Annotated in this window: 16 protein-coding genes; 2 read left to right on the forward strand and 14 right to left on the reverse strand. The window is 72.3% G+C overall.

Annotation, left to right across the window (positions count from 1 at the left end):
* Window positions 1–6: 6 nt before the first annotated feature.
* Both smpB and PARJ55_RS0112695 read right to left on the reverse strand, forming a co-directional pair.
* The gene (gene smpB / locus PARJ55_RS0112690) at window positions 7–477 is read right to left on the reverse strand and encodes an SsrA-binding protein SmpB (protein WP_028713394.1); all 471 of its coding nucleotides are present in this window, start codon (window positions 475–477) and stop codon (window positions 7–9) included.
* A gap of 47 nt (window positions 478–524) precedes the next feature.
* A complete protein-coding gene (locus tag PARJ55_RS0112695) occupies window positions 525–995 on the reverse strand; it encodes a low molecular weight protein-tyrosine-phosphatase (RefSeq protein ID WP_028713395.1) in 471 nt (156 codons plus the stop codon).
* A gap of 89 nt (window positions 996–1,084) precedes the next feature.
* Here PARJ55_RS0112695 and PARJ55_RS0112700 point away from each other — a divergent pair, with 89 nt between their 5' ends.
* The gene (locus PARJ55_RS0112700) at window positions 1,085–2,746 is read left to right on the forward strand and encodes a thiamine pyrophosphate-binding protein (protein ID WP_028713396.1); all 1,662 of its coding nucleotides are present in this window, start codon (window positions 1,085–1,087) and stop codon (window positions 2,744–2,746) included.
* Between the two features lie 155 nt (window positions 2,747–2,901).
* On the opposite strand, the gene PARJ55_RS0112705 is transcribed toward PARJ55_RS0112700, so the two are convergent.
* From PARJ55_RS0112705 to PARJ55_RS0112730, 6 genes are all read right to left on the reverse strand, one after another.
* Complete coding sequence (locus tag PARJ55_RS0112705; RefSeq protein WP_028713397.1) at window positions 2,902–4,326, reverse strand: inorganic phosphate transporter; 1,425 nt, start codon at window positions 4,324–4,326, stop codon at window positions 2,902–2,904.
* Window positions 4,323–4,793, reverse strand: coding sequence for an NUDIX hydrolase (locus tag PARJ55_RS0112710; RefSeq protein WP_028713398.1), 471 nt, complete (start codon window positions 4,791–4,793; stop codon window positions 4,323–4,325). The genes PARJ55_RS0112705 and PARJ55_RS0112710 overlap by 4 nt, the downstream gene beginning before the upstream one ends.
* Window positions 4,790–5,221 (reverse strand): alternative ribosome rescue aminoacyl-tRNA hydrolase ArfB, encoded by a 432-nt coding sequence (gene arfB, locus PARJ55_RS0112715; RefSeq protein WP_028713399.1) that lies wholly within the window; start codon window positions 5,219–5,221, stop codon window positions 4,790–4,792. The genes PARJ55_RS0112710 and arfB overlap by 4 nt, the downstream gene beginning before the upstream one ends.
* A 66-nt stretch (window positions 5,222–5,287) precedes the next feature.
* Window positions 5,288–7,339 carry a penicillin-binding protein 1C gene (gene pbpC, locus PARJ55_RS0112720; protein ID WP_028713400.1) on the reverse strand — a complete coding sequence of 684 codons (2,052 nt, stop codon included), beginning with the start codon at window positions 7,337–7,339 and terminating at the stop codon, window positions 5,288–5,290.
* 138 nt (window positions 7,340–7,477) lie between these two features.
* The gene (locus PARJ55_RS0112725; RefSeq protein ID WP_028713401.1) at window positions 7,478–8,656 is read right to left on the reverse strand and encodes a YcjF family protein; all 1,179 of its coding nucleotides are present in this window, start codon (window positions 8,654–8,656) and stop codon (window positions 7,478–7,480) included.
* Between the two features lie 9 nt (window positions 8,657–8,665).
* On the reverse strand, window positions 8,666–10,033 hold the full coding sequence (locus PARJ55_RS0112730) for a YcjX family protein (RefSeq protein WP_028713402.1): 1,368 nt from the start codon (window positions 10,031–10,033) through the stop codon (window positions 8,666–8,668).
* Between the two features lie 97 nt (window positions 10,034–10,130).
* Here PARJ55_RS0112730 and hrpB point away from each other — a divergent pair, with 97 nt between their 5' ends.
* Complete coding sequence (gene hrpB, locus PARJ55_RS0112735; protein ID WP_028713403.1) at window positions 10,131–12,539, forward strand: ATP-dependent helicase HrpB; 2,409 nt, start codon at window positions 10,131–10,133, stop codon at window positions 12,537–12,539.
* 40 nt (window positions 12,540–12,579) lie between these two features.
* Here the strand turns inward: hrpB and PARJ55_RS0112740 are convergent, their stop codons facing one another.
* From PARJ55_RS0112740 to PARJ55_RS0112765, 6 genes are all read right to left on the reverse strand, one after another.
* Window positions 12,580–13,128, reverse strand: coding sequence for an HdeD family acid-resistance protein (locus tag PARJ55_RS0112740; RefSeq protein WP_028713404.1), 549 nt, complete (start codon window positions 13,126–13,128; stop codon window positions 12,580–12,582).
* A 151-nt stretch (window positions 13,129–13,279) separates the two neighbouring features.
* Complete coding sequence (fmt, locus tag PARJ55_RS0112745; RefSeq protein ID WP_028713405.1) at window positions 13,280–14,173, reverse strand: methionyl-tRNA formyltransferase; 894 nt, start codon at window positions 14,171–14,173, stop codon at window positions 13,280–13,282.
* A 24-nt stretch (window positions 14,174–14,197) separates the two neighbouring features.
* The gene (locus PARJ55_RS0112750; RefSeq protein ID WP_028713406.1) at window positions 14,198–15,076 is read right to left on the reverse strand and encodes a dienelactone hydrolase family protein; all 879 of its coding nucleotides are present in this window, start codon (window positions 15,074–15,076) and stop codon (window positions 14,198–14,200) included.
* On the reverse strand, window positions 15,061–16,698 hold the full coding sequence (locus PARJ55_RS0112755; protein WP_028713407.1) for an alpha/beta-hydrolase family protein: 1,638 nt from the start codon (window positions 16,696–16,698) through the stop codon (window positions 15,061–15,063). Before PARJ55_RS0112755 ends, PARJ55_RS0112750 begins: the two co-directional genes overlap by 16 nt.
* Window positions 16,699–17,019: 321 nt before the next feature.
* Complete coding sequence (locus PARJ55_RS0112760; protein WP_028713408.1) at window positions 17,020–17,256, reverse strand: Lrp/AsnC ligand binding domain-containing protein; 237 nt, start codon at window positions 17,254–17,256, stop codon at window positions 17,020–17,022.
* Between the two features lie 31 nt (window positions 17,257–17,287).
* Window positions 17,288–18,664 (reverse strand): MATE family efflux transporter, encoded by a 1,377-nt coding sequence (locus tag PARJ55_RS0112765; protein WP_028713409.1) that lies wholly within the window; start codon window positions 18,662–18,664, stop codon window positions 17,288–17,290.
* Window positions 18,665–18,680 lie beyond the last annotated feature (16 nt).

Consider the following 18,680-nt stretch of genomic DNA (forward strand, 5'->3'; position numbering starts at 1 on the left):
CAAGGCTTAACCCTGCTTCAGCAAACGCTGTTTCTGCCGGTTCCAGTCGCGCTTGGCGGCGGTTTCGCGCTTGTCGGCGACCTTCTTGCCCTTGGCGACGCCGATCTTCAGCTTCACCATGCCGCGGTCGTTGAAATACATCACCAGCGGCACCAGCGTCATGCCCTCGCGCCCGACCGCCTGCCAGAGGCGGGCCAGTTCCTTGCGCGAGACCAGCAGCTTGCGGCGGCGCCGTTCCTCATGCCCGAAGACGCCGGCCTGCTTGTAGGCGGCGATATAGGAATTGATCAGCCACAGCTCGCCATCCTCGACCGAGGCATAGCTTTCGGCGATGTTCGACTGGCCGGTGCGCAGGCTTTTCACCTCGGAGCCGGTCAGCACGATGCCGACCTCGAGATCGCTTTCGATGAAGTAGTCGAAGCGCGCCCGGCGGTTCTCGGCGATGATCTTGTAGTTCGGGTCGGATTTCGTGGCCATGATCGGGCAGAGATAGAGCCGGGCGCCGCGCCTGTAAAGCCCGGGCCTCAATCCGGCCCGAGGAGCAGCCGCAGCAGCGCCTGCGTCCCGGCGGTCACGTCGCGCCAGGTGGCTTCGAAACCCGCCGCCTCGCCGAAATAGGGGTCGGCGACCGATTGCCCCGCGCGGCCCGGCACATGGTCCAGCAGCAGCGACAGCCGCGCCCGCCCGTCCGGCGGCGCGATGCGGCGCAGGTCCGCGAGGTTCTGCCGGTCCATGGCGACGATATGGTCGAAGCGGCGGAAATCCTCGGCCGCGACCTGCCGGGCGCGCAGGGCCGAGATGTCGATGCCGGCCCGCGCCGCCACCGCCTGCGCACGGCGGTCCGGAGCATGGCCCAGATGCCAGTCGCCGGTCCCGGCCGAATCGATCAGCAGCCCCGCGCCCGCACGCTTGGCGGCGGCGCGCAGTGCGGCCTCGGCCAGCGGCGAGCGGCAGATATTGCCCAGGCAGACGAAAAGGACCGATGGCGGCGGCATGTTCGACCTCGATTGACCGGCGCCATCTTGCCAGTTCCGCGCAAGCTGGCCCAGACTGCCCGGAAGGAAAAAGCAGGGAGGCAGCGGCAATGCGGCATGGCGGGCAGATTCTGGTCGATGCGCTGAAGGCGAACGAGGTCGGGCGGGTGTTCTCGGTCCCCGGTGAAAGCTTTCTGGCGGTGCTGGACGGGCTTTACGCCTCGGGCATCCAGAATGTCGTCTGCCGGCACGAGGGCGGCGCCGCGATGATGGCCGAGGCGCAGGGCAAGCTGACCGGGCGGCCGGGCGTGGCGTTCGTCACCCGCGGCCCGGGCGCGACCAATGCCAGTGCCGGGGTGCATGTGGCGCGGCAGGATTCGACGCCGATGATCCTGTTCGTCGGCCAGATCGCCCGCGCCGACCGCGACCGCGAGGCGTTTCAGGAGGTCGATTACCGCGCCATGTTCGGCCCCTTGGCGAAATGGGTGGCCGAGATCGACCAGACCGAGCGCATCCCGGAATATGTCTCGCGCGCCTTCCATCTTGCCATGTCGGGCCGGCCCGGTCCCGTGGTGCTGGCGCTGCCCGAGGACATGCTTTCCGCCCGGGCCGAGGTGCCGGACCCGGCCCCTGCCGTGCCGCCGCTTTCCGCCGTCGCCGGCGAATCCGTCGCCGTCATCGCGCAGACGCTGGCCGGGGCCGAGCGGCCGCTGGTGGTGCCGGGCGGCACGCTGTGGTCGCAGGCCGCCGCCGACGACCTGGCGCGCTTCGCCGAAGGCTGGGGCCTGCCGGTCGCGGTGCCCTTCCGCCGCCAGGGGCATATGGACAATGCGCATCCGAACTATGTCGGCGACCTGAGCGTCGGCATGAGCCCGGCGCTGGGGCAGGCGCTGTCGCAGGCGGATTGCCTGTTGTCGCTGGGCTCGCGGCTGGGCGACACGCTGACCCGCGGCTATGAGCTGATGGACCCGGTGCGCCCGCATGCGCGGGTGATCCACGTCCATCCCTCGCCGGACGAGCTGGGGCATCTCTGGCGGCCCGATCCGGGGCTGGTGGCCGATCCGCGTGCGGTGGTGGCGGCGCTGGCGGCGCTGCCCGCACCACGGCGCTGGGACGATTGGACCGCCGGGCTGCGCGCGGGTTACGAGGCCTGGCAGCAGCCCCGGCCCACCCCCGGCGCGGTGCGGATGGAGGCGGTGATGCGCTGGCTGTCCGACCATCTGCCGCCCGACGCGATCATCGCCAACGGCGCCGGGAACTATGCGGCCTTCATCCATCGCTATTACCGCTTCCGCCGCTGGGGCACGCAGCTGGCGCCGACCTCCGGCTCGATGGGCTACGGTCTGCCCGCCGCCATCGCCGCCAAGCTGCAGCATCCCGATCGCATCGTGGTCTGCATGGCCGGGGACGGTTGCCTGCAGATGACGGTGAACGAGCTTTCCACCGCCGCCCAGCATGGCGCGGCCGTCATCGTCATCGCGGCGAATAACGGCCATTACGGCACGATCCGCATGCATCAGGAACGCAGCTATCCCGGCCGCGTCTCGGGCACGGCGCTGGCCAATCCCGATTTCGCGGCGCTGGCCCGCGCCTATGGCGGTCACGGCGAGCGGGTCGAGCGGCAGGAGGATTTCGCCGAGGCCTTCGCCCGCGCGCAGGCCGCCGGAACGCTGGCGGTGCTGGAGCTGATGCTCGACCCCGAGGCGCTGAGCGCCACCGCCACGCTCTCCGAGACCCGCGCGGCGGGCGAGGCGGCGCTGCGCCGGGCCTGAGGGGGGAAGCGGGCGGCAAGGCCGGCCGGGGGCCGAGGGTCGGCGGGCAGGTCGCGGCCCGGATCGGCTGCGCGCAGGCGGGGCTGGTCCTTCGGGGCGCCTTTCGGCCCGGACGATGCTCGGGGGAACGGCGCTTTCCCCGGGAGGGGGCGGCCCTAGAACCCGCCGATCCAGACCAGCGCGGCGGCCAGCGTCGCGGCCACCGGCACCGTGATCAGCCAGGCCCCGAGGATCATCCGCATGTAGGAGCGGCGCACCAGATGCCGCCGCCGGCGTTCCTCGGCCGGCAGGGGGGCGTGGCCGGCCGCCAGTCGCCGGTCGCGCCATTCGCGATAGAAGCCGATCCCGAAGACGCCGCCCACCGCGACATGGGTGGTCGAGACCGGCAGGCCGAGCAGCGAGGCCCCCAGCACCGTCGCCGCCGTCGCCAGCGACACGCAAAGCGCGCGCGAGGCGTTCAGCCGGGTGATGCGGCTGCCGACCATATGCACCAGCCGCCGCCCGAACAGCAGCACCCCCAGCGCGATGCCAAGCCCGCCCAGCAGCAGCACCAGCCGCCCGCGCAAGGCGTTGTCCCCGCCCGCCGACATGCTGTCGAGGATGATGGTGAGCGGCGCCGCCACGTTCGAGGTGTCGTTCGCGCCATGGGCAAAGCCCATCACCAGCGCCGCGGCGACCAGCGGCACCGCCAGAAGCTGCTTCATCGCCAGCCGTCCGCCGCCCCCGCCCCGCGACAGCCGGTCGATGCGCCGCCGCGTATAGACCCAGCCCAGCGTGCCGCAGGCCAGCACCAGCACCGCGTTCGCCGCCAGCCCCGAACCCTGCCAGGCCAGCTCGACCACGCCTGCCAGCATGGCCGAGGCCAGCCCGACGATCACCGGCATCCAGATGCGGGCGGCGGCGACGCGGTCCCCGCGGTCCAGGACCAGGCCGCGCAGAAGCGCCATCAGCCCCGCCGCCGCCAGGCCCGAGACCAGCGGCGACACGATCCAGCCGAAGGCGATCATCGCCATGGCCGGCCAGTTCACCGCCCCCAGGCCAAAGCTCGCCATGCCCGCCCCGGCGATGGCGCCGACCACGGAATGGGTGGTGCTGACCGGCGCGCCGAGCCAGGTGGCCAGGCTGATCCAGCTGCCCGCCGCCAGCAGCGCCGCCAGCATCATCCGCGCCGTCGCCTCGCCCGCGCCCAGCGTGCTGCCGACCAGACCCTCGGTCAGGGTGGCGGTGACGGCGCTGCCGGCGATGACCGCGCCCAGCACCTCCATCGCCGCGACCGAGAGCAGGCCGGCGGTCATGCCGATGGCGCCCGCCCCCACCGCCGGCCCCAGCGCGTTCGCCACGTCGTTGCCGCCGATCGACAGCGCCAGATAGGCGGCGACGGCCATGCCGGCCGCCAGGATGCCGATCGCCGGCTGGCCGGCGAAGAAGCCGGTGCCGACATAGCTGGCGGCGGCGATGAAGATCAGCGCCAGCCCCAGCCGCAGCAGGGGCCGCGCCGAATGCAGCACCGCCCGCTCGGTATTGGTGACGCGGCTCAGGTCCTTGTCGAGCGTGCGGTATTCGCGGGGTTCGCGCCTCATTCCGGGGGGGACCGGCGCTTGGCCGCGGGCAGGCCGCGCAGCAACTGCTTCAGCCCGGTCTCGGCCACCATGCGGGCGGCATCCTCGGGCGTGAACCAGCGGCGCTTGCGCTCATGCGCCTCGGGGAAATCCCGTTCCAGCCCGTCGACGTAAAGCGGAAAGACCCGCACCTCGACCGGGATGGCGAAGCCGCGATCCTGATCCTTGTCATAGTGATAGCGGCCGATCTCGGCCTCGCCGACGCGGCCGCGGACGCCGGCTTCCTCCCATGCCTCCTGCCGGGCGGCATCGGCCAGGCTGCGGCCGGGCATGGGCCAGCCCTTGGGCACGATCCAGCGCCCGGTGCCGCGGCTGGTCACCAGCAGCACGTCGCCGGTCGTCTCGTTCAGGCACAGCGCCGCGACCTGCATGTCGGGCGGGCGCCGGCCGATCAGCCGCGCCAGCCTTTCGCGGAACTCGACGATCATGCCGGATCCTCCGCGTCGCGGATGCGGCCCCGCGCCGCCTTGACCTCGCCGCGCTGGGTCTTGGCGGCCAGCCGGCGGCGCTGGCTGCCCAGCGTCGGACGGGTCGGGATGCGCTTGCGCGGCGCGACCAGCGCCTGGCGGATCAGCTCGGCCAGCCGCTCGCGCGCCAGCTCGCGGTTGCGGGCCTGGCTGCGGGTTTCCTCGGCCCGGATCAGCACCGCGCCGTCCTGGGTCCAGCGCCGCCCGGCCAGCCGCTTCAGCCGCGCCTTGACCGGCGGGGCCAGGTGCGGCGAACGCTCGGCCTCGAAGCGCAGCTCCACGGCGGTCTCGACCTTGTTCACGTTCTGCCCGCCCGGCCCCTGCGAGCGGGTGAACTGTTCGGACAGCTCCCATTCCTGGATGGTGATCTGGTCGTTGATGCGCAGCATGATGCGAATATGTCGCAAATCCCGGTTAAGAAAAGGTCAAGCGAATCACGAAACGCGCAAATTGCGTCAGTGAAGCCGTATTGCCGCAGTCGCCGAGGCGCCATCCGCATCCACCACCGTCAATTCGGCAAAGCCCGGGCCGGGATGGGGCAGGCTGGCCATGGGTTGCGGCTGGGCGATGGCGGCGGGCGCGCCGTTCAGAAGGAAGGTCCAGGGCCCGCGCCCGCCCCGCGCCTTGGCGGTCAGCGGCCCCTGCGCCTCGATCTCGGCCCCGTCCGGCGGATAGGTCAGGCGCAGCGCATCGGGGCTGGCGGGGCGGGCCGCCATGGCGCTGGCCGCGCCCGGCGGGGCAAAGCGGCGCAGGGGCAGGGGCAGGGCGCTGTTCGGCAGGGTCAGCGTCTGCGGCGGAGGCGGCGGCAGCGCCACCGCGGGCAGGGCATCGAACAGGTCGAACAGCACCGGCGCCGCCAGCTCGCCGCCGAAGGCGCCGGGCACCGGCGTGCCGTCGGGCCGCCCCAGCCAGACCGCGCCGACCCGCGCCCCGTCGAATCCCACCGCCAGCGCGTCGCGATGCCCGTAGGAGGTGCCGGTCTTATAGGCCATCGGCCGCAACCGCGCGCCATGCGGGGCGGGGTTCTGGCTCAGGATATGGCCGACCTGCCAGGCCGCGACCGGGCCGAACATCGGTGCGGCCCGCTCTTCGCCCCCGCCCGGCAGGGCCGAAAGCGTGACGGCCCGCCCGCCCCGGGCCAGTGCCGCATAGCCCTCGGCCAGCCCCTCCAGCGTGACGCCGGCGCCGCCCAGCACGATGGCCAGCCCCGGCACCTCGCCCGGCAGGCGCAGCTCGACCCCGCCCCGGCGCAGCGCCTGCGCGATGCGGTTCGGCCCCACCGCCTCGGCCAGCTTCACCACCGGAATGTTCAGCGACCAGATCAGCGCGTTCCTCAGGCTGACGGTGCCGCGGAAATGATGGTCGAAATTCTGCGGCTGCCAGCGGCCGAAGGCGGTGGGCCGGTCCTCGACCAGCGTCTCGGGATGCGCCAGCCCGTCGTCGAAGGCGAGGCCATAGACGAAGGGCTTCAGCGTCGAGCCCGGAGAGCGCCAGGCCCGCGCCATGTCCACGAAACCGGCCGAGGCGCCATCCGTCCAGTCCGCCGCGCCGACCTCGGCCAGGATCTCGCCCGTCCGGTGATCGGCCAGCACCACGGCCGCCGAGAGCCGCCGCCCGGCGCTGCGCACGGCGCGCGAGGCCAGCTCCTCGGCCCGGCGCTGCAGGCGCGCGTCGATGGTGGTCTCGATCCGCGCCGCGCCGGGGTTTTCCCGCACCAGCCGCGCCGCCAGCAGCGGCGCCAGCGCCGGAAAGGCGCGGCGCATCCGTGGCACCGGCTCCTCCATCGCCGCCCGCGCGTCGGCATCGGAGATCAGCCCGGCCCGCGCCGCCCGCCCCAGAACCCGGTCCCGCGCCGCCTTGGCGGCCAGCGGGAAACGGTCCGGTCGCCGGGTCTCGGGCGATTGCGGCAGCGCCACCAGCAGCGCCGCCTGGGCGGGGGAGAGCCGCCGCGGCTCCTTGCCGAACCATTGCAGGCTGGCGGCGCGGACCCCTTCGACATTGGCGCCATAGGGGGCAAGGCGCAGGTAAAGCTCCAGGATCCCGCGTTTCTCCAACCGACGCTCCAGCGCCAGCGCCAGCCGCATCTGCCGCGCCTTGCCGGCCCATTGCCCGGTCGGCCCCTCCTCGATCAGCCGCGCCACCTGCATGGTCAGGGTCGAGCCGCCCGAGACCACCCGCCCATGCCGCGCCGCCTGCCAGCCGGCGCGCAAGAGCGCCCGCGCATCGATCCCGGCATGGCGGCGGAACCGCCGATCCTCCCAGATCATCAGCATGTCGAGAAACAGCGGATCGACCGGCCCCGCAGCCAGCCGCCAGCGCCCGTCCGCGACCTGGAACGCCCGCAGCAGCGTGCCGTCCCGCGCCGCGACCTCGACCCCGACCGGCACCTCCAGCCGGGGCAGAGCGGTGGCATCGACCCAGGCGTCGAAGCGATCCCGCGCCCCGGCCCCGATGCCCAGGACCAGGACGGCAGCCATCAGCGACAGGGCGAAGCGGCGCGATCTCATGCCCCATCAATACGCCAGACGCGGCCGGGAAAGAACTCGCCTTCTTCGCTCCCCAAATGCTCATGCGACCGTGCCGCTGCCCGGATGTCGCCGCCTTTCACCGTTTCCCAAATACTCACGCGGCGGCGCAACCCGCGGCTACTTCGCCTCCTCCTCGCCGAAGAGCCCCTTCAGGCCCCGCGCGATCAGGTTGCCGACCCGGGGCCGGGGCTGGTGCAGGAAGGGCAGCGGCCGGCAGACCTCCATCGCCGCGATGCCGACGCGGGCGGTCAGGGCGCCGTTCACCACCCCCTCGCCGAAGCGTTTCGAGACCTTGGCGAGCAGGCCGCCGCCGGCCACGGTATGGATCAGGTCGTCGCCGGCGGCGACGGCGCCGGTGGCGATCAGATGCGTCATCACCGTCCGCGCCAGCCGCCAGCCGCCGACGGCGCCGGCGCGGCCGCCATAGATCTCGGCCATGCGGCGGATCATGCGCAGGTTCGCCGCCAGCGCCGCGATCACGTCGGCCAGCGCCAGCGGGATCAGCGCGGTGGCGGCAGCGACGGTGCGGGCGGCGGCCTCGATCTCGCGCCGGGCCTCAAGGTCCAGGGCGGCCAGCAACTCGGTTTCGGCCAGCGCGATCAGCGTCTCGGCATCATAGGCGTCGGGCTTGCGCTCGCGCAGCCGGGTCAGGCCCCATTCCAGCTCCGGCCGGCCGCGATACAGGCTCTCCATCCGCGCCACCACATGCTGCGCGGCCTTCAGGTCACCCGAGGCCAGCGCCGCCCCGGCCTCGCGGTTGATGCCATCGATGGCGGCAAAGCGCGACCAGGCGCGGTATTCGCGAAACGCCATCCCCAGCGCCGCGAGGCAGAACAGCACCATCAGCGCGATGCCGATCCAGCCCAGCAGCGGATAGCTGTTCAGCAGGCCGGTCAGGTAGCGCAGCGCCGCCACGGACAGCAGAAAGGTGAACAGCGCCACCCCGGTATTGATGAAGAAGCGCGTCAGCCGCGACGGCCCGCGCCCGACCAGCCGGGCGACAAGCTGCATGGTGCGCGGCTGCGGCAAGGGCGGGGCCAGCCCGTCGTCGATCATCGGCGCATCGGCGGGCGAGGGCGCGGGTTCGCCCTCGCGCCACTCGGCCCGCGGCGCCTTGCGGTCGCGCTGGTCGGGGCGGGTCGGAGCCACGGCCAGGGGACCGGGCCGCTCCGGTCCGGCACCAGGACTCGGGGCGGCGCCCGGCGCCTGCGCGGGGCTGGCGGCCGCGGCCTGTTCGCCCTGCGCCTCGCCCATCTCCTTCAGCACCGGCCCGCGCCGTTTCGGAGGTTCAGCCATGGCGCTCTCCTATAGCCTGTCGCCGATCAGGAACTCGGCCGCGCGGTCCAGCCGGATATGCGGCGGCCCGTCGCCCGGCCGCAGCGTGCCGGGGGCCGGGGCGAAATCCATGATCGCGTAATCGCCCTCCAGCCAGCGCGTCGCGCCCTGGCTTGCCGGCACCAAGAGCTCGGCCGGATTGGCGGGCAACTCACCCGGATAGAAGGCCGCCTGCCGCCCGTCCATCAGCGTGCCGCGCACCGCGGGCAGCTCCTCGCCTGCCTCTCGGATCATCTCCTCGGTGGTGGTGCGCAGCGAGGCGATGGACATGGCCTCGGTCCGCGCGCCCGAGAAATCGGCGCGGTCGCGGGCCTCGCGCAGCATGGCGGCGGTGATCGCGGTCAGGCGCGGGTGCTGGATGTGGTGCAGGTGATCGGCCTTGGTCGCGGCGAACAGGATCCGCCCCACCCGGCGCGAGCCCAGCAGCTGCGCCAGCCAGCCGGCGCGGCCGGGGCGGAAGGCGGTCAGGATGTCGGCCATGGCGCGGCGCATGTCCTCGACCGCCTGCGGCCCGGCATGGATGGCGCCCAGCACGTCCATCAGCACCACCTGCCGGTCGATGCGGGCGAAATGGTCGCGGAAGAACGGCTTCACCACCCGCGCCTTGTAGGCTCCGAAACGGCGCGCGAACTCACGACCCAGGGGCGTCGCCCGCATCTCGTGCGGCAGCGGCGTGAAGGTCAGCGCCGGCGAGCCGTCCAGCTCTCCCGGCATCAGGAAACGGCCGGGCGTGCAGTCCGACCAGCCCGCCTCGCGCGCCAGGTGCAGGTGCCTCGTATAGGACGCGGCCAGCGCCTGCGCCGCCGTCTCGTCAAAGCGGGCCGGGTCGGTGGCGGCCAGCGCGGCGCGGAAATCCTCGGCCCCCGGACGGCCGGCCATGCGGTCCAGTACCTCCTGCGACCATTGGTCGAAATCCTTCTCCATCAGCCGCAGGTCCAAGAGCCACTCGCCCGGATAGTCCACGATGTCCAGATGCAGCACCTGCTGGCCGCGCCAGCCGGCGATCAGCCCGCGCGGCTGGATGCGCAGCGACAGGCGCAGCTGGCTGACATGGCGGGTGCCCTCGGGCCAATGCGGGTCGGGGCCGGTCATCGCCGCCAGATGCCGCTCGTAATCGAAGCGCGGCACGGTGTCGTCGGGCTGCGGCTGCAACCACGCCGCCTTCAGCGAACCGTCGGCCGCGGCCCGCAGCGCCGCCATGCGCCCGCGATCCAGCAGATTCGCCACCAGCGAGGTGATGAACACGGTCTTGCCGGCCCGCGACAGCCCCGTCACCCCCAGCCGGATCACCGGGTCCGAGATGCCCAGGCCCTGCATCAGATCGTCGGCGATACCCATTCCGTCCCTCGCTTTGGCCGGGTCAAGATAGGCAGGCCGGCGGCGGATGTGTAGGGGCACCTCTTTTCGCCCCGACGGCGCTTTGCCATAAGGCGGCATGGATCTGCCCATCGACGCCGTATTGCCCGACCTGACCGCCGCGCTGGCCGCGCATGGCCGCGCCGTGCTGATGGCGCCGCCGGGGGCGGGCAAGACCACCCGCGTGCCCTTGGCGCTGCTGCCCGCCATCCCCGGCCGTATCGTCATGCTGGAGCCGCGCCGCCTCGCCGCCCGCGCCGCGGCCGAGCGCATGGCCGAGACGCTGGGCGAGCCGCTGGGCCGCACCGTCGGCTATCGCATCCGCGGCGAGGCGGTGCCGGGCGCCCGCATCGAGGTGGTGACCGAGGGTATCCTGACCCGGATGATCCAGTCCGACCCCGAGCTTTCCGGCGTCGGCTGCGTGATCTTCGACGAATTCCACGAGCGCAGCCTGAACGCCGACCTTGGCCTGGCCCTGACATGGGAGGCGCGGCAGGCGCTGCGGCCCGACCTGGCGCTGCTGGTGATGTCGGCGACGCTGGATGCCGAGCCGGTCGCGGCGCTGATGGAGGGCGCGCCGGTCATCCGCTCGGAAGGCCGCGCCTTCCCGGTCGAGACGCGCTGGCTGGACCGCCCCTTGCCTGCGGGCGCCCGGCTGGTGCCCGAGGCGGCGCGGCTGATTGCCCAGGCCGAGGCGGCGACGCGCGACACCGGCGGCACCATCCTGGCCTTCCTGCCGGGCGAGGGCGAGATCCGCCGCGTCCAGGCCATGCTGGACGTCGCTGCCGAGGTGCTGCCGCTTTATGGCGCCATGGATTTCAAGGCGCAGCGCGCCGCCCTGCAACCCCCGGGCGGGCGGCGGCGGATCGTGCTGGCGACCGCGATCGCGGAAACCTCGCTGACCATTCCCGACGTGAAGGTGGTGGTGGATGCCGGCCGGGCGCGGCGGGCGCGCTTCGATCCCGGCTCGGGCATGTCGCGGCTGGTGACCGAGCGCGTCAGCCGCGCCGAGGCCGAGCAGCGCCGGGGCCGAGCCGGCCGCGTCGCGCCGGGCATCTGCTATCGCATGTGGGCGCGGGCCGAAGAAGGCGCGCTGCCCGCCTTCGCCCCGCCCGAGATCGCCGTGGCCGACCTGGCCGGGCTGGCGCTGGAGCTGGCGATCTGGGGTTCGGACGGGCGCGACCTCGCCTTCCTGACCCCGCCGCCCGAAGCGGCGCTTTCCGAGGCGCGGGCGCTTCTGCGCGACCTCGGCGCGCTGGATGGCGGCAACCGCATCACCCCGCACGGCCGGCGTCTGGCGCCGCTGCCGCTGCATCCGCGGCTGGCGCATATGCTGGTCACGGCCGGGCGCGAGGCCTCCGACCTTGCCGCGCTGATGGCTGAGCGCGACCCGCTGACCGGCGCCCCCGCCGACCTGACCCTGCGGCTGGCGGCGATCCGCGACCTGCGCGCCTATCAGGACCGCCACCCCTGGCCGGTCAATCCCGGCACGCTGCACCGCATCCGCGACGAGGCGAAGCGCCTGCGCCGCATGGCGGGCGAGGGCGCGGGCCTCTCGCCCGGCGCCATGGCGGCGCTGGCCTATCCCGACCGCATCGGGCTGCGCCGCAAGGGCGGGCAGCCGCGTTATGTGCTGTCGGGCGGCAAGGGCGCGATCCTGCCCGAGGGCGACGCGCTGACCGCCGAGCGGCTGATCGTGGCCACCGACCTCGATGGCGATACGCGCGAGGCCCGCATCCGCATGGCGGTGGCGGTGCGTGAGGACGAGATCCGCGCCCTGTTCCCCGACCGCATCGAGACCGCCGAGCTGGTGGAATGGTCCCGCCGCGACAACCGCGTCATCGCGCGGCGGCAGGAACGCCTTGGCGCGCTGGCGCTTGCCGACCGGGCGCTGGACGATCCCGACCTGCAGGCGCTGGCCCGCGCCGCCTTCGAGGGGCTGCGGGCCAACGGGCTGACCTGGAGCCCCGGCGCCGCGCGGCTGCGGGCGCGGATCGCGCTGATCCCGGAACTCGGCCCGGTCGATGACGACAGCCTGCTGGCCGATCCCGACTGGCTGCTGCCCTGGCTGGGCAAGGCCCGGACTCTGGCCGACCTGCGCGGGCTGGACCTGGCCGAGGCGCTGAAGGCGCGCATCGGCTGGGACGGCCAGCGCCGGCTGGACCAGGCGGCGCCGGCGCATTTCGTCACGCCGCTGGGCCGCAGGGTGCCCATCGACTACGACCACGAGACACCCTCGGTCGAGCTGAAGCTGCAGGAACTGTTCGGCCTGTCGCGCCATCCGGTGGTCGGCAACCGGCCCCTGCGCATCACCCTGCTGTCGCCCGGCGGCAAGCCCGTCGCTGTGACCACAGACCTGCCCGGCTTCTGGGCCGGGGGCTACGGCGATGTCAGGAAGGACATGCGCGGCCGCTATCCGCGCCATCCCTGGCCGGAAAACCCGGCTGAGGCCGACCCGACCACCCGCGCCAAGCCGCGCGGCACCTGACCATTTCACCGTTTCCCAAATACTCCGGCAACCGCGCAACCTAGGCCGTCCGCAACCCCCTCAACCGGAAGGCCAGCACGATCATCGCCACGCCGATCAGCAGCGCGAAGAGGCCGATCAGCCAGGCGATGCCCAAGAGCCCTGCGGCCGGCACCAGCGCCATCAGCACGCCCCAGACGACCAGCAGCAAGCCGCTGAGCCCCAGCGCCCATTCGCCCTCGATCTCGTCCCGCAGCCGGATGGCGGCGATGATGCGGAAGACGCCGGCGACCACGCCCCAGGCGGCCATCCAGAGGATGAAGGCCAGCGCCGTCGCCTCGGGCCAGAACAGCGCCATCAGGCCGATGAGGATCGACAGGACGCCGTCCAGCGCCCAGGCCCACCAGCGGTCATCCGCTGCCTTGCGCCGGAAGGCCGTGACGATCGCCATCACCCCGTCGAAGATCGCATAGGCGCCAAAGACCAGCAGCAGTGCATAGACGGTCAGCCCCGGCCAGATCAGCGCCATCAGGCCGAACAGGATCGCCGCGATGCCGCGCAGCAGCGGCACCCACCAGTGAGCGGCCATCACCCGGATCAGGTTTTCCATGATAGTCGTCCCCCTTTTCAGGCCCTTTCGGGATCGCCGGATCGAAAAGCCTCGCACCCGGCCTGACAGGGAAAGGTTAACATGGGGTTGCGCGGAACGGCCCGCGCGGGGCTCAACAACCGAAAGTTGTGGCGGATTTGCTACAATGCCGTCAGTCCAGCCGCTCGGGCAGGCTCATGCCGCGCAGGATCTCGGCCGCCGGCATCGGGCGCTTGCCCTCGCGCTGCGCCTCCAGCACCTCGATGGCGCCCTCGCCGCAGGCGATGGTGAAGCCCGACAGCACCCGGCCCGGCGCGCCAGAACCGGCGGCAAGGCGCGAACGCAGCAGTTTCACCCGCTCGCCCCCGATCAGGCACCAGGCGCCGGGAAAGGGCGAGAGGCCGCGGATCTGCCGGTCCACCTGCGCCGCCGGCCGGGTCCAGTCGATCCGCGCCTCGGCCTTGTCGATCTTTTGCGCATAGGTCACGCCTTCGGCCGGCTGCGGCCGGGCGGGCAGGGGCAGGCGGTGCAGGGTCTCGACGATCAGCGCGGCACCCATCTCGGCCAGCCGGTCGTGCAGGTCGGCGGTGGTGTCCCCGGGGCCGATGGCCGTGCGCGCCTCGGCCAGCACCGGGCCGGTATCCAGCCCCGCCTCCATCTGCATGATGGCGACGCCGGTTTCCGCGTCGCCGGCCATGATCGCCCGATGGATCGGCGCCGCCCCCCGCCAGCGCGGCAGAAGCGAGGCGTGGATGTTCAGGCAGCCCAGCCGCGGCGCCTCCAGCACCGGCGGCGGCAGGATCAGCCCGTAGGCCACCACCACCGCCACATCGGCGGCGAGCGCGGCGAAATCCGCCTGGTCCTGCGGCGCTTTCAGCCGCTCGGGCGTGCGGACCGGCAGGCCCAGTTCCTCGGCGGCGCGATGCACGGGCGAGGGGCGGGGCTTCTGCCCGCGCCCCGCCGCGCGGGGCGGCTGGGAATAGACCGCGACGACCTGGTGCCGCGCGGCGATGGCCCGCAGCGCCGGGACCGAGAAATCGGGTGTGCCCATGAAGACGACGCGCATCTCTGCCCTCCTTGTGTCGGGACCTCATATCCCGGGCGCCGGCGCGGCAAAACCCTGCATGAAGGCGCGGATGTCGCGGGTGGCGCGCGCCCGCGCCCGCGCGTCGAATTCCAGCGGCGAGAGCGACGAGCGTTCGCGCTGGTCGAAGCCGTGATTGATGCCGGGATAGGTGATGACGGCCAGATGCGCGCCCCGGGCGACCAGATCCTTGCCCATCCTCTGGCAATCGGCGGAATCGATGATCGAATCCAGCTCGGCCAGCAGCATCAGCCCCCGCACATGGCCGGGCCAGGGCCCCTTTGCGGCGCCGTTCAAGAGGCCGCAATAGGGGTAAAGCAGCACCACCGGGCCAAGCTGCGCGGCCAGGCTGTCGCGCGGGATGGGCCATGCGGTCAGGCCGGGCGGCGGCTCGTCCTCGCCGAGTGCGCGCAGCAGTTCCATCGCCGTCCAACCGCCATGCGAGGCGCCGAGCAGCGCCACGTCCGAGGCGTCGATGTCCGGCATCCGCCCCAGCGCCGCCAGCGCCACGGCCAGGTCTCCGGCGCGTTCGGCCCCCGGCAGCACCTGCCCGGCGCAGAGCGCGCGCCAGGCCTGCGCCTTGTCCAGCAGCCGCGGCGCATGGCTGTCGAGGATCAGCGCCGCCCGGCCCATGGCCACGAATTGCCGCGCCCAATAATCCATGTTGTCATGCACCCCGTCGCAGCCCGACAGCAGCACCGCGGCGGGGTGCGGGCCGGGACCCTCGGGCCGCAGGATGCGCCAATGCGGCTCAAGCCGGGCCAGCCGCTCGTCCGGGGTCTCGGTCGCGGGCTGCCAGCCGGCATAGTTGCGCGCCGTGTTCAGCCCCAGCGCCAGCGCCACCAGCCCCAGCATCGCCAGCGCGAGGATCAGCCGTTTGCGCATCCGAGCCTTCCGTCCCGGCCGCAGATCGCTTTGAGCCTTTCGGTATCGGCTGCCGTCCAGCCCTCGGGCGCGGTGACGGCGATCCAGCCGTCGATATAGTCGCGGGCGTGATAGGTATGGCCGAAGCCCGGCGGCGCCGAGGTCGAAACCAGCATGTCCACCGCCAGCTGCAGCTGCGTCACCACCGGGGTGAAGCGCAGCCGGGGCGAGATATCGGGCGCCGGCGCCTCGCGCATCCATTCCGGCGCCCGCCACAGCGAGGCCGGATCGTAGAACACGATCGGATCGCTGGCATATTGCAGGAACAGGATGCGCAGCCGCCCCCAGGGCCGGCCCGAACGGTCGGGCGGCGCGTATTGGCTGGCATAGCGGATCACCTCGCCCTCATCCAGTTCGGGCAGGACGAAGCGGCTGCCGGGCTGGCGCGCGCCGTTGGCCTGCCGCCACAGCGTCGAGGGGAAGGGCGGCCCGACCCAGAAGGCGCCGGCGACCGGCTCGTTCATCATCTGGAACGGGTTGAAGGCATACATGGACGACCAGGCGCCCAGCGATATGCCGTGCAGATACAGGCGCGGCCGGCGGTCCGCCGGCAGGTGGCGCCAATGTTCATAGACCGCGCGCATCAATGCCGTGGTCTGGTCGAGCCCGGCCTCGGTCTCGAAGATCAGGGCCAGCGGGCTTTGCAGATAGGAATATTGCACCGCCACCGTCGCCACGTCGCCGCCATGCATGTATTCCAGCGCGTCATAGCTGGCCGGATCCATCCAGCCGGTGCCCGTGGGGCTGGCCAGAACCAGCACCTTGCGGTCGAAGGCGCCCACGCGCAGCATCTCGTCCAGCGCCGCCTTGGCGCGCACCTCCGGGTCCTTGTCCTGCGCCAGGCCGACATAGATGCGCAGCGGCTCTTTCGCCGGCCGGCCGGTGAAGCCCGAGATGGCGCGGGCGCGCGGCCCGCCCAGCACGAAGTCGCGCCCCGGCTTGCCCATCAGCTCCCAGTCGATGCCGGAGGCGACCGAGCCGGCCTGCCACGGCTCGGCGGGCGGAGGGACATTCGGGTCGGTCAGGTGCTGGGCCGCGGCATAGGAACTGTCGGCGATGCGCATCGCCCCGTTCACCACCCCGTCGCGGGTCAGCGTCACCACGATCAGCGCCGCCAGCAGCAGGCCCAGCACATTGGCGCTGCGCACCGGGATATAGCGCGCCAGACGCAGCCGCAGCAGGTCGAACAGCGCCTGGATCGCCTTGCCGATCACGAACAGCGCCAGGAACACCGCCAAGGCCAGGGCCAGCATCTTGGCGGTGTTGTTCACCTCCAGGTCCGGCATGCCCATGCGGGCGCGGATGCTGTTCTGCCATTCCCCCGACAGGATCACCCCGCGGCCCAGCAGCACCAGCACCGGCACGGCCAGCACCGCATGGGCGATGCGCGCCGGCCGGCCCTTCAGCACCGGCAGCTCCAGCGCCCGCCACAGCGCCAGCAGGAACTGGGTCATCACATAGCCCGCCGCCATCGAGACCCCGGCCAGCACGCCCTGCATCAGCCAGTCCCGCGGGATCAGCGAGGGCGTGAGCGAGGCGGCAAAGAACAGCAGGCCGGCAAGAAGGGGCAGCACGGAAAACATCACTGGCCTGACCGTCTCTCGGGCTTGGCCCGCCGGGGGCGGCGGGCGGGTTTCGGGAACGGGACTTCGGGCGCGGGACGCGGGGATTTCGCGAAGGCGCCGTGCCGCCGCCCGTTCGGGCCGAGGTTAAGCGGCTGCCGCGGCAAAGAAAAGGCCGCGCAGCAGCCCGTCGCAGCGTCATCGGCGCGAACCCGGTGCCGGCCCGCCAGCGGCGGCCTGCGGCGGCGGGCGGGCGGGAGCGGCATTGCCCGCCCGTTCGGCGGATGCCCGGACCACGCGCGGGGGGCAGGCTTTCCGGGCCGCGGGCCCGGTGGGGCCGGGCTAGAACGCCTTGAAAGTGATCGTGGTCAGCGTCCGCACGATATGCGGGATGTCGAACAGCTTTTCGGACAGGTAATGCCCGACATCCTGATCCTCGGGGACGTAGATCTTGGCCAGCAGGTCGTAATCGCCCGAGGTCGAGTAAAGCTCGCTGACGATCTCGCGGTCGTAGATCGCATCGGCGACCTCATAGGTCTTGCCGGGCGAGCAGCGGAACTGGACGAAAACCGGGCGCATGGCGAACCTCTCGATCTCTGGCGCGGCCAGACTAGACCGGGCGCGCGGCGCGGGTCCAGTCCCCGCGCGCCAGCCCGCGCCAGAAGCGGCGCATCAGCAGCACGGCGGCAAAGGTCAGCCCGGCGACCAGGCCCAGCCACAGGCCGGCCGGGCCGATGCCGGCCACGAAGGCCAGCCCGTAGGCCACCGGGATGCCGATCAGCCAATAGCTGATGGCCGCGATCACCATGGGCACGCGCGTGTCCTGCACCCCGCGCAGCAGCCCGAGCCCGATCACCTGCATCGCATCCATCAGCTGGAACAGCCCGGCATAGAACAGCAGCCCGGCGGCCAGTTCGATGATCGCCGGGGTCTCGGGATGGGCCTCGTCCAGATAGAGCCCGACCAGCTGGCGCGGGAACAGCTCGAAGGCCGCCATGGCCAGCAGCGCGATCACCACCGAGACCGCCGTCACCGTCACGCCCGCGTCGCGCATCCAGAGGGCGTCGCCCCGGCCCTTGGCCTGGCCGACCCGCACCGTGGCGGCGTTCGACATGCCCAGATGCAGCATGAAGGTCAGCGAGGCCAGCTGCAGGGCGATGCCATGCGCGGCAAGCTCGCGGGTGCCGATCCAGCCCATCATCACGTTCGAGCCGACGAACAGCCCGCCTTCGGCCACCATGGTCAGGCCGATGGGCAGGCCCAGCAGGAACACGGCCCGGATCGCGGCCCGGTCCGGGCGCCAGAACCGCTGGAAGAGGTGATACTTGCGCGCCACGGGCAGCCAGGCCGCATAGGCGGCGATCGCCAGCAGCCCGGCATATTGCACGGCCACGGCGGCGATGGCCGCGCCGCGCACCCCCAGCTCCGGCGCGCCCAGATTGCCGAAGATCAGCACCCAGTTCAGCACGATCACCAGCGGCAGCCCGGCCAGCGTGATCCACAGCACCACCTGCGTGCGCTCCATCGCCGCGAGATAGCTGTTCAGCGTCAGCTGGCACAGCACCGCGATCAGCCCGACGCCCTCGATGCGCAGATAGTCCTGGGCCAGCAGGGCCACCTCGGGCGCCTGGCCGACGGCCAGCAGGATCGGTTCGGAATACCACATCGCCGGCAGCACCAGCACGCCGTAGAGGATCGACAGCCACAGCGCCATGCGCGCCGCGCGGCGCACCTCGACCTCGTCCTTGCGCGCGATGGCGGCGGCGATCACCCCCATGACGCCGATGCCGAAACCCATGCCGAGGAAGAACAGGATGTTGAAGAAGGACACGGCGATGACCAGCGCCGCCAGTTCCGTCACCCCATACCAGCCCATCATCACCGTATCGGCGACATGGATGGCCATGCGGGCCAGATGGCTGCCGACGAGCGGCAGTCCAAGCGCGAGGGTCGCGCCGAGATGGGGGGCGTAGCGGCTGAACGTCATGCGCCCTGCCTTATCC

It is taken from the genome of Paracoccus sp. J55, assembly GCF_000513975.1.
Classification (GTDB): domain Bacteria; phylum Pseudomonadota; class Alphaproteobacteria; order Rhodobacterales; family Rhodobacteraceae; genus Paracoccus.

Bases quoted from the DNA above. Each gene is read 5' to 3' on its own strand.
- smpB (WP_028713394.1), bottom strand. From the start codon at position 477: ATGGCCACGAAATCCGACCCGAACTACAAGATCATCGCCGAGAACCGC.
- PARJ55_RS0112695 (WP_028713395.1), bottom strand. From the start codon at position 995: ATGCCGCCGCCATCGGTCCTTTTCGTCTGCCTGGGCAATATCTGCCGC.
- PARJ55_RS0112700 (WP_028713396.1), top strand. From the start codon at position 1,085: ATGCGGCATGGCGGGCAGATTCTGGTCGATGCGCTGAAGGCGAACGAG.
- PARJ55_RS0112705 (WP_028713397.1), bottom strand. From the start codon at position 4,326: ATGAGGCGCGAACCCCGCGAATACCGCACGCTCGACAAGGACCTGAGC.
- PARJ55_RS0112710 (WP_028713398.1), bottom strand. From the start codon at position 4,793: ATGATCGTCGAGTTCCGCGAAAGGCTGGCGCGGCTGATCGGCCGGCGC.
- arfB (WP_028713399.1), bottom strand. From the start codon at position 5,221: ATGCTGCGCATCAACGACCAGATCACCATCCAGGAATGGGAGCTGTCC.
- pbpC (WP_028713400.1), bottom strand. From the start codon at position 7,339: ATGAGATCGCGCCGCTTCGCCCTGTCGCTGATGGCTGCCGTCCTGGTC.
- PARJ55_RS0112725 (WP_028713401.1), bottom strand. From the start codon at position 8,656: ATGGCTGAACCTCCGAAACGGCGCGGGCCGGTGCTGAAGGAGATGGGC.
- PARJ55_RS0112730 (WP_028713402.1), bottom strand. From the start codon at position 10,033: ATGGGTATCGCCGACGATCTGATGCAGGGCCTGGGCATCTCGGACCCG.
- hrpB (WP_028713403.1), top strand. From the start codon at position 10,131: ATGGATCTGCCCATCGACGCCGTATTGCCCGACCTGACCGCCGCGCTG.
- PARJ55_RS0112740 (WP_028713404.1), bottom strand. From the start codon at position 13,128: ATGGAAAACCTGATCCGGGTGATGGCCGCTCACTGGTGGGTGCCGCTG.
- fmt (WP_028713405.1), bottom strand. From the start codon at position 14,173: ATGCGCGTCGTCTTCATGGGCACACCCGATTTCTCGGTCCCGGCGCTG.
- PARJ55_RS0112750 (WP_028713406.1), bottom strand. From the start codon at position 15,076: ATGCGCAAACGGCTGATCCTCGCGCTGGCGATGCTGGGGCTGGTGGCG.
- PARJ55_RS0112755 (WP_028713407.1), bottom strand. From the start codon at position 16,698: ATGTTTTCCGTGCTGCCCCTTCTTGCCGGCCTGCTGTTCTTTGCCGCC.
- PARJ55_RS0112760 (WP_028713408.1), bottom strand. From the start codon at position 17,256: ATGCGCCCGGTTTTCGTCCAGTTCCGCTGCTCGCCCGGCAAGACCTAT.
- PARJ55_RS0112765 (WP_028713409.1), bottom strand. From the start codon at position 18,664: ATGACGTTCAGCCGCTACGCCCCCCATCTCGGCGCGACCCTCGCGCTT.